The sequence below is a fragment of the Sphingobium sp. VMM genome (genome assembly GCF_056790315.1).
Genome location: NZ_JBXGSI010000003.1, coordinates 84,262 through 96,404, shown reverse-complemented (window position 1 = coordinate 96,404; position 12,143 = coordinate 84,262). Strand labels below are relative to the sequence as shown.

General features: G+C 66.1%; 12 protein-coding genes. 10 read left to right on the top strand and 2 right to left on the bottom strand.

Going from position 1 to position 12,143, the window contains the following annotated elements; all coding sequences use genetic code 11:
* Positions 1-4 precede the first annotated feature (4 nt).
* Positions 5-133, bottom strand: a complete 129-nt coding sequence (locus ACUCV3_RS05100; RefSeq protein WP_004207973.1) for an entericidin A/B family lipoprotein — start codon at positions 131-133, stop codon at positions 5-7.
* Between the two features lie 370 nt (positions 134-503).
* Positions 504-1,481, bottom strand: coding sequence for a cell wall hydrolase (locus ACUCV3_RS05095; protein ID WP_279728685.1), 978 nt, complete (start codon positions 1,479-1,481; stop codon positions 504-506).
* A 198-nt stretch (positions 1,482-1,679) separates the two neighbouring features.
* On the opposite strand from ACUCV3_RS05095, the gene ACUCV3_RS05090 reads away from it, so the two are divergent.
* From ACUCV3_RS05090 to mraY, 10 genes are all read left to right on the top strand, one after another.
* Positions 1,680-2,672, top strand: coding sequence for a cysteine synthase A (locus ACUCV3_RS05090; RefSeq protein ID WP_037510479.1), 993 nt, complete (start codon positions 1,680-1,682; stop codon positions 2,670-2,672).
* Positions 2,673-2,714: 42 nt separating this feature from the next.
* Positions 2,715-3,032: a hypothetical protein gene (locus tag ACUCV3_RS05085; RefSeq protein ID WP_004207970.1), complete on the top strand. Its 318-nt coding sequence runs from the start codon at positions 2,715-2,717 to the stop codon at positions 3,030-3,032.
* A 6-nt stretch (positions 3,033-3,038) separates the two neighbouring features.
* On the top strand, positions 3,039-4,262 hold the full coding sequence (locus ACUCV3_RS05080; protein WP_279728686.1) for a Gldg family protein: 1,224 nt from the start codon (positions 3,039-3,041) through the stop codon (positions 4,260-4,262).
* Positions 4,263-4,445: 183 nt separating this feature from the next.
* Entirely contained in the window at positions 4,446-4,943 is a 498-nt protein-coding gene (locus tag ACUCV3_RS05075) for a division/cell wall cluster transcriptional repressor MraZ (protein WP_279728687.1), read from the top strand.
* Positions 4,940-5,887 carry a 16S rRNA (cytosine(1402)-N(4))-methyltransferase RsmH gene (gene rsmH / locus ACUCV3_RS05070; RefSeq protein ID WP_279728688.1) on the top strand — a complete coding sequence of 316 codons (948 nt, stop codon included), beginning with the start codon at positions 4,940-4,942 and terminating at the stop codon, positions 5,885-5,887. The genes ACUCV3_RS05075 and rsmH overlap by 4 nt, the downstream gene beginning before the upstream one ends.
* Positions 5,884-6,537, top strand: a complete 654-nt coding sequence (locus ACUCV3_RS05065; protein ID WP_004207966.1) for a hypothetical protein — start codon at positions 5,884-5,886, stop codon at positions 6,535-6,537. The genes rsmH and ACUCV3_RS05065 overlap by 4 nt, the downstream gene beginning before the upstream one ends.
* Positions 6,537-8,240: a peptidoglycan D,D-transpeptidase FtsI family protein gene (locus ACUCV3_RS05060; protein ID WP_004207965.1), complete on the top strand. Its 1,704-nt coding sequence runs from the start codon at positions 6,537-6,539 to the stop codon at positions 8,238-8,240. The genes ACUCV3_RS05065 and ACUCV3_RS05060 overlap by 1 nt, the downstream gene beginning before the upstream one ends.
* Entirely contained in the window at positions 8,240-9,682 is a 1,443-nt protein-coding gene (locus ACUCV3_RS05055; protein ID WP_279728689.1) for a UDP-N-acetylmuramoyl-L-alanyl-D-glutamate--2,6-diaminopimelate ligase, read from the top strand. Before ACUCV3_RS05060 ends, ACUCV3_RS05055 begins: the two co-directional genes overlap by 1 nt.
* Positions 9,679-11,070 (top strand): UDP-N-acetylmuramoyl-tripeptide--D-alanyl-D-alanine ligase, encoded by a 1,392-nt coding sequence (locus tag ACUCV3_RS05050; protein ID WP_004207963.1) that lies wholly within the window; start codon positions 9,679-9,681, stop codon positions 11,068-11,070. Before ACUCV3_RS05055 ends, ACUCV3_RS05050 begins: the two co-directional genes overlap by 4 nt.
* A complete protein-coding gene (gene mraY / locus ACUCV3_RS05045) occupies positions 11,070-12,143 on the top strand; it encodes a phospho-N-acetylmuramoyl-pentapeptide-transferase (RefSeq protein WP_017501213.1) in 1,074 nt (357 codons plus the stop codon). Before ACUCV3_RS05050 ends, mraY begins: the two co-directional genes overlap by 1 nt.

The following is a 12,143-nucleotide window of genomic DNA, read 5'->3' as shown; positions in this document are numbered from 1 at the left end:
GTGATCAGTTGGCCGACTTCTCGACGGCCTTGCCGGCGCTCTGCACGTCCCTGCCAGCGCCTTCCACCGTGTTGCAGGCGGATACCAGCAGCGAGCCGGTGAGCAGCAGGGCGGTGACGATTGTCTTGGTCATCGGTTTCTCCTTCCGAAATTCGGCCGACCGCATGGCGAGCCATATCGGTGACCGCTGGAGAACACGCCTGGACGGGAAGGGTTCCGCCGGCTGACGCTGGTTCGACGATGAGGGAGGGTGGCCCGAAAAAGTCTGAGCCCGGAACGCGTCGGGGGGGGGTGATGCGTTCCGGGCTCATATTTTTTGGATAGCAAGAGCGGGGGGCAAAAGATTTGCTATCCGAAATGCAGAACGAGCGGCAAAGCGGGTGGTTCCCGATTTCCGCTCCTGATCGCGAATTTTAATTGCCCTTGTTTTCAGGCATTTCGCTGGTTGATTGGATATTAACCTAAAATAATCTCGCCAGGCGAGCGCAAAAAGATGGTGCGGTTCAACCGAGCGGCCGGCCGCTGTTGCGATATTCGGGACGGATCGTCGATTTCGGCAGATTGTCGATCGGCGCGGTGAGAGGCGCGGTTGGGGCGGGCTGTGTCGCCGGCGTGGAGGGCGCGACCGTCGGCAGGGGCACATAGGCGGTTGCCGGTCCCGCGCTCATCAATTCGACGGGCGTCACCGGCTGGACCGGCCAGATCCGGCGGGCAGGGCCGGCTATCAGTTCACGCCCCGGATAGGCGTCGCTAAAGGCGGCGGGCGTACCGTTGAAGCCCATGCCACGATAGAAGATATGGGCGCCGATCACGGCAACCGGCTGCAGCGTCGCGGACCAGGCCGGGCGGACGGCCAGCGTATGATAATGGGTGGCAAGGCCCACCGGGGCGTAAGCCTTGCCCGACAGGGCCTGCTGGGCGATGCCGCGCGCGCGGACCCAGGCGACGGCGTTGGGCAGGCGGGCCATGGCGCCATCGCAGCTGAAGGTGAACTGGCAGTGGAAGTCGGTGCGTTCCGACCCCTGGTAGACCACGCCGCAGACGCTGTTGGGCCAGAGCGGGCTGCGCACGCGGTTCAATACCACCTGTGCCACGGCGCGCTGGCCCTCTTCCGGCTCGTTCCCGGCTTCATAATAGATGGCCGACGTCAGGCAGTTGAGCGCGCGATAGCTGTCGGTTGGGGTGAGCCCGCGGAAGGTGGCGGCCGGCGCCACCTTGACCTCGGCCAGGCCCATGACATGCGGGCTCTGGATGGTGAGCGCGCCGGGCGGTGGATCGAAGGCGCCTTCGGCATAGAAGAAGGCGGAGCCGGGGAAATTGGCACCCGCCTGCTCGGCCGGATCGGGGCCATGATGATCCTCGGCCAGCATGTCCAGCGGCGCGGCGGTGATGAGATGCGGCACGACCAGCACCGCAAGCGCCACCACGCCCAGGCCGCCATGCCAGATCCATCGTTCCTGTTGTCGCGAAAGCCGCATCATCCAGCCGGTATCGAGCGGGCCCGATTGCCGCGCGGCCCTGGCTATAGCCGATTTTCCTTTCCAATTCCTCCACGGAATCGGGCCGACCCTGGATCGGGGGCGGGCGACCGGCGCGCAAAGCCGGGGCAAACCGGCTCTTTTCGTGATGCAGCATTCCCTTGCTTGGCAAGCACGTATCGGCTCCGCTATGCGGGGTGCATGCTGCTCCAGAAAGATAGCCTCGCCCTGATCGGTAATACCCCGATGGTGCGTCTCGCCGGTCCGTCCGAAGCCACCGGATGCGATATCTACGCCAAGTGCGAATTCGCCAATCCCGGCGCGTCGGTGAAGGATCGCGCCGCCCTGTTCATCGTCAATGATGCCGAGGAGAAGGGGCTGCTGAAGCCCGGCGGCACGATCGTCGAGGGGACGGCCGGCAATACCGGCATCGGTCTGGCGCTGGTCGCCAATGCCAAGGGTTACAAGTCGATCATCGTCATGCCCGAGACGCAGAGCCGGGAAAAGATGGACACGCTGCGCGCTCTGGGCGCGGAACTGGTGACGGTGCCGGCGGCGCCCTATTCCAATCCCGGTCATTTCGTCCACACCTCGCGCCGCCTGGCCGAAGAGACGGAAGGCGCGATCTGGGCCAACCAGTTCGACAATATCGCCAATCGCAAGGCGCATATCGTCGGCACGGCCGAGGAAATCTGGACCCAGATGGAAGGGCGGATCGACGGCTTCATCTGTGCGGCGGGCACCGGCGGCACGATTGCTGGCGTGGGCCTGGGCCTCAAGGCGCATGACGAGAATATCGTCATCGGCCTCGCCGATCCCCATGGCGCGGCGCTCTATAATTATTACGCCCATGGCGAGTTGAAGGCGGAGGGCAATTCGGTCGCCGAGGGCATCGGCCAGGGGCGCATCACCGCCAATCTGGAAGGCGCGCCGATCGATACCCAGTTCCGCATTTCCGACGAGGAAGGGCTGGAGTGGGTCCGCCGCCTGCTGGCCGAGGAGGGGCTGTGCCTGGGCCTGTCGTCGGGCATCAATGTCGCGGGTGCCGTTGCGCTTGCGAAACAGCTTGGGCCGGGCAAGAAAATCGTGACAATCCTGTGCGATACCGGCTTCCGCTATCTGTCGACCCTCTACAACCGGCAGTGGCTCGAATCGAAGGGCTTGACGATATTCCCCTGGCTCGCGCACAATTGACGGGCCGACACGGGTCGCGGCGGCATAAAATAGAGCATGTTCATGGCTGATCATTCCCGCCGACAGGAGGGGTTGCAGCGCGTTCAGATAGGGCTGACCGGCCTGGCAGGCGTTGTCCTGCTGGTCGGACTGGCGAATATCGTCATCGACAAGGCGCGGGTGGACGATATTGCGTCCGCGCCGCCGGCCGTGCCGACGATCGACGTCAATGCCGCTGTTGCCGCCACCACGCCCAAGGAGCCGCTCGCCGAACTGGGCGTGCAACCCGCGCCGGAAATGGCGCCGATCGTCCCCGATCTGCAGCCCGATCCCAAGATCCGCAAGCCGATGGACCAGGAACCCACGCCGCAGACGCCCTGACGGGCGATGATGTCGTTCGTTCGCTTTCTTTCGCGACTGCTCACCCTGTTGCTGCCAGCGACGCTGATGCTGCTTGCCGGTTTGGCGGTTGCCTGGTGCACCGGGCAGGCAGACCCATGGTGCTGGGGCTGGCCGGCGCTGCTGTTGCTCGTGCCGACGGGGTGGTGGCTGGCGCGGCAGGACTTTCTGCATGCGCTGTGGGTGGGGCTGGGTGGCGCCGGGATGGCGCTGCTCTTCTGCGCCCTGGCCGCTGCACGCATGCCCGACCCCTGGGCCATGATCGGCTTGCTGCTACTGGCTCTGGCGGCGGCCGCTGGTGGCGCTTTGCTGTGGCAGCGGTGCTGGCTGCCGGCATGTGTCGCATTGGCCGCAGCGCTGCTGCTGCTCGGCGTGGGTCCGGCCCGTCCCATTTCCTCCCAGCCTGATCGTCCGGTGCTCGCTGTCATCACCGCGCTGCCGCTCTTCTGGGACGAGGGTGGGGTCGGGACAAGGCGGGATGCGCCGATCGTGACGCTGCTGCGCAGCCGGTTCGACGTGCGGCCGATCGATGATGTGCGGGCCCTGGCCGCATCCGGCGCGCCCGTGCTGCTGCTGGCGCAGCCCCGAGCGATGACGCCGCAGGCGCTGGTCGCGCTTGACCGCTGGGTCAGGAATGGCGGCCGGCTGCTGCTGCTCACCGATCCGCGTCTGCGCTGGCCCTCCGGTCTGCCGCTGGGCGACCGGCGCCGGGCGCCGATGGTCGGCACGCTTGGCCCCTTGCTGGCGCATTGGGGCGTGCGGGGTGGGGCGGTGCGTGACCGGGAAATACGCCATTTCTTGCCGGATGGGCGGCTTTTGACGATGGCCGGGATGCAGCCCCTGTCTTTGGAGGGGCAGGTGGCGGCTGTTCCGCTGCGGCTGCGGATCGGTCGCGGGGAGGTGCTGTTGCTGGGCGACGCGGACCTGATCGACGACCGGCTGTGGCTGGCTGATCCGGCGCGGCCGCTCGACCCGCGCGCCTGGAGCGCCGATACGCCGGCGCTGATGGCGCAATGGCTGGGCGCGGAGATGCCGGATGGCCGCCGTTGGATGCGCGATGTCGCGGATGTCCGGCTGGGGCTGCGATCGGCGCTTCTGGCTGGGACAGGCTGGGCGATACTGGGTCTGATGCTGCTGCGCCGTCGTTCCGGGCGAAACGGCATGAGAACAAAAAGTGAAAATAAGCTGGTGAAAGGAGGAAAAAACGGTTAATCCCGTTTCTGACCGGCTTTTCCCAACTTCACCCAACATTTCCCTTTGCAGGCCGCCTCATGCTTGGTAGATATTCCAACATTGGGGTTAGTCAGGCTTTGCGAGAGTCTTGCGCCGGGATTCGAAAATGCGGTTCCGGCGACGGGAAGCCTGCGCCCTGCTTAAAAGGGGCGAATTTCCAGCGTGTCGGACGTCATTCTCTATTCGGGCAACGCGTTCAGCGTCGCGGACGGCAAGGGCCGTTTCGTGCTGCCCCTGGAGATGCGCCGCCAGGTGAAGCTGGCGAGCGGCGGCGAAAACCGTCTGTGCCTGTCGGTCCATATGGACAATGGCTGCGCCACCGGCTTCGGCCTGTCCCATAAGCTGTTCCTGTTCGAGGAAGTGAATGAGCTGGAGCGCGAGGCGCGCGCCGCCAATCGCCCCTTCAACGGTGACCTAGAGCGCGAGAATCGCCTGGGCACGATCGAGGACGTGAATTTCGACGAGGGTGGCCGCTTCTTCCTGCACCCCGATATCAAAGAAGAGGCCGGTATCACCGACGTCGTGTTCTTCTATGGCGTTGGCCGTTATTTCCAGATCTGGAAGCCCGAGGCGCTGGTCGAAAGCCCGGATCGCCCGGCGCTGATCCGCAACAAGGTGCGTCGCTGGCTGGAACAGCGCGCAACGGAGGGCGGCAAGTGAGCGCCGCGCCGCATATCCCTGTCCTCCTGACCGAAGTGCTCGACGCGCTCGCCATTACCCCAGGCGAGCGGCATGTCGACGGCACCTTCGGCGCGGGCGGCTATTCCAGTGCCATGGCGGCTGCTGGCGCGCAGGTCTTTGCCTTTGATCGCGACCCCGATGCGATCCGGGAAGGGCAGGCGCTGGCCGATGAAAAGGGTATCACCCTGATCCCCGGCGAATTTTCGCGGATGGAGGAGCTGCTGGCCGAGCGCGGCGTCGGCAGCGTGTCGGGCATCACGCTGGATATCGGCGTGTCGTCGATGCAGCTCGACCGGCCCGAACGCGGCTTTTCCTTCCAGGCGGACGGTCCGCTCGACATGACGATGAGCCAGGGTGGCATGAGCGCGGCCGATTTCCTCAATACCGCCGCGGAAGAGGATATTGCCGACGTCATCTATCGCTATGGCGAGGAGCCGCGTTCGCGCCGGGTTGCCCGCGCGATCGTTGATGCGCGGCCGCTGGAGCGGACCGGGCAGCTTGCTGCCGTGGTGCGCCGAGCGCTGGGCTACAAGCCGCATGACAAGAAGGATCCCTCGACCCGCACCTTCCAGGCGATCCGCATCCATGTGAATCGCGAACTGGAGGAGCTGGAGCGTGCGCTCGAAGCGGCGGAAGCGCTGCTGGAGCCGGGCGGCCGCCTTGCGATCGTGACCTTCCACAGTCTGGAGGACCGCATCGTCAAGCAGTTCCTGCGCAAGCGCAGCGGCAGCGAGGCGGGCGGATCGCGCCACCTGCCCGAGAAGAAGGTCGAGGTCGCGCCTGCATTCGAAAAGCCCGCCAAGGCCGTAAAGCCCGGCGAAACGGAACTGGCGCGCAATCCGCGTGCCCGTTCCGCCACCCTGCGCAGCGCCGTGCGGACCGGCGCCCCTGTTGCCAATGCCCATCGGAGTGCCCGGCCATGATCGCGGTCAAGAGATTGCAGAGCCTGATCTGGGTGTTGCTGGTCGCGCTCGGCGCGCTCGGCGCCTATCTCGTCTCCTTGAAGGTCGCGACCGAGCGCAATGACGTGATGCGGGTGCGGATGCAGATCGCGCAGGCGCGCGGGGATATCCGCTATCTGGAAACCGAGTTCAGCGCGCGCGCCAGCATGCGCCAGCTGGAGCGGTGGAACCAGGACGACTTCATGTATGCGACGCCGACCGCTGGCCAGTATCTGGCGGGCGAACAGGCGCTGGCGCATCTGGATGGCGTTCAGCCCAACGGCCCGGACTATGTCGCGCCGCCGGTGATGGTGGCGATGGTCGAGACGCCGGCCGATCTGCCGTCCGCGCCGCAGGCTGCGCCGGCCAGTCCTGCCGCCAGCCAGATCCGCAGCGATATCGCCGTGATCCGCGAGGCGCATGCCGCCGATAATGTCGAGAAGCTGGCCAAGCCCGCCGCGCCGGTGAAGCTGGCCGAACAGCGTGCCAAGGCCGACGCGGATGTGTCGCGGCCCAATCCGGTCGCGCGCCGGGCGGAGCGCATGGCGATGCTGGATGCCAAGTTGCTGGACGACAGCACCATGGGTGACCTTAGCGCCCGTGCGGCGCGCGAGCGAAAGGGAGGCCGCTAATGGCCACGATCATCGTCCAGCCGGGCGGCGCCCGTGCCGGGCGGCAACGGGTCAACCTGACGGCGATCGCCCATAATCGCCTGATGTTGCTGTTGATCCTGTTCATGATGATCACGGCCGTGCTGATCCTGCGTCTGACCTGGGTCGGCATTTTCGCGAGCGGCAACGGCAATGGCGATGGATTGTCAGGCTTCACCCCGGCGCGCGCGGACATTGTCGACCGCAATGGCGTACCGCTGGCGCGGACCATGGACGCCTATTCGATCGCGGTGCGCCCGTCCAAGCTGATCGGCGATCCCGACGAACTGGCGCGCAAGCTGCACGAAATCTTCCCGGACGAGTCCGAGGCAGTCTTCGCCAAGAAGCTGAGGGGGCGCGGCTGGGCCTATCTGCGCCGCCGTGCGCTGCCCGAGGAAGTGGCGGCGGTGAACGCGCTGGGCGAGATCGGCATCGAATTTCCGCGCGAGAAGGAGCGCCTCTATCCCCAGCGCACGCTGGCCGCGCATATTCTCGGCTTTGCACCCAATGCCGAGGGCAAGGGCGGCATGGGCGTGGAGGCGGCATTCAACGATCGGATGATCGACCCGGCGCAGCGTAGCCGGCCCTTCGCCATGTCGATCGACAGCCGGGTGCAGGGCGCGCTGGAAAGCGAGCTCTATGCCCAACTGGTCCAGACACGGGCCAAGGGCGCCGGTGGCATCATCCTGGACGTCAATACCGGCGAAGTGATCGCCATGGCATCGATCCCGGTGTTCGATCCCAACAAGCTGCAAAATTATGCCGGCAAGCGCTGCTCCGAATCGCCGCTCTGCAACCATATGGTGCAGGCCCGCTATGAGCTGGGTTCGGCGTTCAAGCCGCTGTCGATCGCGGCGGCCATGGATGCGGGCGTCGTGACTTCGATGAGCAAGCGTTATGACGCGACCGCGCCGCTGGCCGTTGGCGGCTTCCGCATCAAGGACGACCATTCGCTTGGCCGCTGGATCAACGTGCCGGAAATCCTGGTCCACAGCTCCAATATCGGCACCGCCCGGATCGCCGACGAAATGGGCGCCGCGCCGTTGCAGAAGCTGTTCCGCAGCCTGGATTTCGACCAGCGCGCGCCGATCGAGTTCAATGAGCGTGCCGGTGGCCTGTGGCCGACCAATTGGGGCCGGATCACCAGCATGACCACGTCCTACGGCCATGGCATCGCGGTGACGCCGCTGCATCTGGCGGCGGCCTATGCGGCGCTGGTCAATGGCGGCATCTGGCGTCCGGCGACGATCCGCAAGCTCAAGGCCGATGAAGTGCCCGAGGGGCGCCGCGTCTTTTCCGCCGCGACCAGCGCGCGCATGCGCCAGCTGTTGCGGATGATCGTGTCGGCGGGTACAGGGCGTAGCGCCGACGCCAAGGGATTCCGGGTGGGCGGCAAGACGGGTTCCGCTGAAAAGCCCCAGGAAGGGCGCTACAACAAGACTTCGCTGGTGACGACTTTCGCTTCCGCCTTCCCGATGGACAATCCCCGCTATGTGGTTCTCGTCACGATGGACGAGGCGACGGGCCAATATGGCCTGCGTACCGCTGCATGGACGGCGGCGCCGGTGGTGAAGCGGGTGGTGGAGCGCACCGGGCCGATGCTTGGCGTAATGCCGGACGAGCGGCGGGACGTGGATATTTCGGATTTGATGCCGCTGTTGCACGGCGACAAGGAGACAGAGTGATGCGCCTCGGGTCGCTAATCGAGGAGCTGGGCGTCGAGGTCGGTGGCAACACCGGCCTCGACACGTCCGTGACGGGTTTCGCCATCGACAATCGCAAGGTTGCGCCGGGCACCATCTTCGGTGCCTTTCAGGGCCTGCGCGTCAATGGCGAGGATTTTATTGCCGACGCGGTGAAGGCGGGCGCGGTCGCGATCGTCGCCCGGCCGGAGGCGAAGGTCGAGGGCGCGGTGCATATCGCCGACGCCAATCCCCGCCGCCTGTTCGCGCAACTGGCCGCGCGCTATTTCGCGCCTTTCCCGGATGTGACCGTCGCCGTCACCGGCACCAATGGCAAGACCAGCACGGTCGAACTGGCGCGCCAGCTGTGGCGCATGCTGGGCCACAAGTCGGCCTCGATCGGGACGCTGGGCGTCACCACCTCGGTCGATCAGGTGTCGACCGGGCTCACCACGCCGGACATCGTCACCTTCCTCGCCAACATGTCGGGCCTCAAGCGCGAGGGCATCACCCATGCCGCGTTCGAGGCGTCGAGCCATGGCCTCGACCAGTATCGCACCGAGGGGCTGCCGGTTGCGGCCGGCGCCTTCACCAACCTGTCGCGCGATCATCTCGATTATCATGGCGACATGGACAGCTATTTCGACGCCAAGATGCGCCTGTTCGACGAAGTCGTGGGCGATGGCGGCGCGGCCGTCATCTGGGCCGACGATGAATGGTCGGACAAGGCGATCCAGCGGGCTACGAAGCGGGGGCTTCGTGTGCTGAGCGTCGGGGTGCAGGGGCAGGCATTGCGTCTTGCCAACCGCACCCCGACCCAGTTGGGCCAGACGCTGGAAATCGAAGCCGATGGCAAGCTCTACAAGGTCAACCTGCCGCTGATCGGTGCCTATCAGGCGGCCAATGCGCTGACGGCGGCCGGTCTGGTCATCGCGACCGGCAGCGATACGGCCAAGGTGCTGGAATTGCTGGGCCGGGTCCAGCCGGTGCGCGGCCGTCTGGAACGCGCCGTCATCAGCAAGGCGGGCGCGCCCGTCTATGTCGACTATGCCCATACGCCCGACGGCCTGCGCGCCGCGATCGAGGCACTGCGTCCCCATACCAGGGGCAAGCTGATCGCGCTGTTCGGCGCGGGCGGCGATCGCGATGCGGGCAAGCGCCCGCTGATGGGCAAGGTTGCCGCCGATCTGGCCGACCATGTCATCGTGACCGACGACAATCCCCGTTCGGAAGAACCCTCCGCGATCCGCGCCGCCGTGATGGCGGGCGCGCCGGGGGCGGAGGAAATTGGCGGGCGCCGCGCGGCGATTGCCGCGGCCATCGGTCAGGCGGGGGGCGACGATATCGTCCTGCTCGCCGGCAAGGGGCATGAGCAGGGCCAGATCATCGGCGACCGGGTGCTACCCTTTGACGATGTCACCGTGGCACGGGAGTGCGCGGGTTGAGCGATCTCTGGACCTCGGCCGAGATCGCAGACGCTACGGGCGGCGCCGTGTCGGCGCCGTTCGCCGTTTCTGGCGTCGCCTTCGACAGTCGCGAGGTGGGCGCGGGCGACCTGTTCGTCGCGATGAAGGGCGAGACGACCGACGGCCACAAGTTCGTCGACAAGGCCTTTGCCCAGGGCGCGGCCGGCGCGATCGTCAGCGAGCCGGTCGATTATCCCCATGTGCTGGTGGCCGACAGTGCCGCCGCGCTGGAGGCGCTGGGCCGTGCATCACGCAAGCGCAGCAACGCGAAGATCATCGGCGTGACCGGCTCTGTCGGCAAGACCGGCACCAAGGAAGCGCTGTTCCATGCCCTTGAACGGGCCTGTCCGGGCGGCGTCCATCGGTCGGTCAAAAGCTATAACAACCATGTCGGCGTGCCGCTGAGCCTGGCGCGGATGCCGCGCGATGCGGCCTATGGCGTGTTCGAAATGGGCATGAACCATGCCGGCGAACTGGCTGCGCTGACGCGGCAGGTGCGCCCGAACGTGGCGATCGTCACCGCCATCGCGCCGGCCCATATCGAATTTTTCGGGACAGAGGAAAAGATCGCCGAAGCCAAGGCCGAGATTTTCGAGGGGCTGGAGCCGGGCGGCACCGCTGTCATCCCCTATGACAGCCCGCATGTCGCGACCCTCTATGGCAAGGCGGAGCGTCATGCCGATCATATCCTGACCTTCGGCTTCAGTCCGGAGGCGGATATTTTCGTGCGCGATACCGTGCCGGCGCCGGGCGGTGGGACGCTGGTGACCGCGGCGCTGCCGGGGGTGGAGCTTTGCTTCACCGTCGGCGCGCCGGGCGACCATTGGGTGTCCAATTCGCTCGCCGTGCTGGCCGCGGTCGAGGCGCTGGGCGGCGATCTGGCCGCTGCGGGCCTGGCGCTGGCGGAAATGCCGGGCCTGCCCGGACGCGGCGCGCGCCGCATCCTGCCGGTGGCGGGGGGCGAGGCGCTGCTGATCGACGAAAGCTATAATGCCAACCCCTTGAGCATGGCGGCAACGCTCAAGCAATTGGGGCGCGAGCAGGCCGACCGCCGCATCGCCGTGCTGGGCGGCATGCGCGAACTGGGCAGCCGCAGCACCGAACTGCACGCCGCACTCTCGCAACCGTTGAGCGAGAATGGCGTCGACTATGCGATATTGGTGGGCGAGGAGATGGCGCCGCTGGCCGACGCCCTTGGCGGCCTTGTCGCCTTCGACCATGTGCCGGACGCCGCGTCCGCCACCGATCTGATCAACAAGGAAATGCGTGCGGGTGACGCGATCCTGGTCAAGGGCTCCAATGGCATCGGGCTGTCCCGCCTGGTCGCCGCCCTTGGCGATGCCGCCCGCGACGGAGATAAAGACTGATGCTCTACTGGCTTGCCCAGACCCTGGATTTTGCGGGGGCCTTCAACCTCATCCGCTACCTGTCCTTCCGGGCGGGCGCGGCGATTGCGACCGCGCTGATCATCGGCCTGGTCATCGGCCCCAAATTCATCGGCTGGCTGCGCGTGCGCCAGGGCAAGGGGCAGCCGATCCGCAGCGACGGGCCGCAGAGCCATCTGGCCAAGCGCGGCACGCCCACCATGGGCGGCCTGATGATCCTGACCTCCATGGTCGTATCGGTGCTGTTGTGGATGGACCTGTCCTCCACCTATGTCTGGGCCTGCCTGTTCGTGACCCTGGGTTTCGGCGCGATCGGCTTCCTCGACGATTATGACAAGGTGACCAAGGCCAGCCACAAGGGGCTGTCGGCCAAGATGCGCCTGGCCTTCGAGTTCCTGATCGCCGGTTTCGCGGCCTGGATGATCGTCAACCAGCATGGCAACACCGCGCTCTACGTGCCCTTCTACAATGGGCCTGCGATCGAGCTTGGGCCTTTCTATTTCCTGTTTGCCGCCTTCGTCATCGTCGCCTTCGGCAATGCGGTGAACCTGACCGACGGGCTCGATGGCCTCGCCACCATGCCGGTCATCATCGCCTGCATGGCGTTCATGGCGATCGTCTATCTGGTCGGCCGCGCGGACTTCGCCACCTATCTGGGCATCCCGCATGTTCCGGGCGCGGGTAATCTCACCATATTGTGCGGCGCGATCATCGGCGCGGGGCTGGCGTTCCTCTGGTTCAACGCGCCGCCCGCCGCGGTCTTCATGGGTGATACTGGCAGTCTGGCGCTGGGCGGCACGATCGGCGTGATCGCCGTCACCGCCCATCATGAAATCGTTCTGGGCGTCGTCGGCGGCCTGTTCGTGGTCGAGGCGCTGTCGGTCATCATCCAGGTCTTCTTCTACAAACGGACCGGCAAGCGCGTGTTCAAGATGGCGCCGATCCACCATCATTTCGAACAGCTTGGCTGGGCCGAACCGACCGTGGTGATCCGCTTCTGGATCATCTCCTTCGTGCTGGCGCTCGCCGGCCTCGCCACGCTGAAGCTGAGGTAA

Excerpts from the sequence above, each read along its gene's own strand:
- ACUCV3_RS05080 (WP_279728686.1), top strand. The coding sequence starts at position 3,039 with ATGATGTCGTTCGTTCGCTTTCTTTCGCGACTGCTCACCCTGTTGCTG.
- ACUCV3_RS05100 (WP_004207973.1), bottom strand. The coding sequence starts at position 133 with ATGACCAAGACAATCGTCACCGCCCTGCTGCTCACCGGCTCGCTGCTG.
- mraY (WP_017501213.1), top strand. The coding sequence starts at position 11,070 with ATGCTCTACTGGCTTGCCCAGACCCTGGATTTTGCGGGGGCCTTCAAC.
- ACUCV3_RS05065 (WP_004207966.1), top strand. The coding sequence starts at position 5,884 with ATGATCGCGGTCAAGAGATTGCAGAGCCTGATCTGGGTGTTGCTGGTC.
- ACUCV3_RS05055 (WP_279728689.1), top strand. The coding sequence starts at position 8,240 with ATGCGCCTCGGGTCGCTAATCGAGGAGCTGGGCGTCGAGGTCGGTGGC.
- ACUCV3_RS05095 (WP_279728685.1), bottom strand. The coding sequence starts at position 1,481 with ATGATGCGGCTTTCGCGACAACAGGAACGATGGATCTGGCATGGCGGC.
- ACUCV3_RS05090 (WP_037510479.1), top strand. The coding sequence starts at position 1,680 with ATGCTGCTCCAGAAAGATAGCCTCGCCCTGATCGGTAATACCCCGATG.
- ACUCV3_RS05085 (WP_004207970.1), top strand. The coding sequence starts at position 2,715 with ATGGCTGATCATTCCCGCCGACAGGAGGGGTTGCAGCGCGTTCAGATA.
- ACUCV3_RS05060 (WP_004207965.1), top strand. The coding sequence starts at position 6,537 with ATGGCCACGATCATCGTCCAGCCGGGCGGCGCCCGTGCCGGGCGGCAA.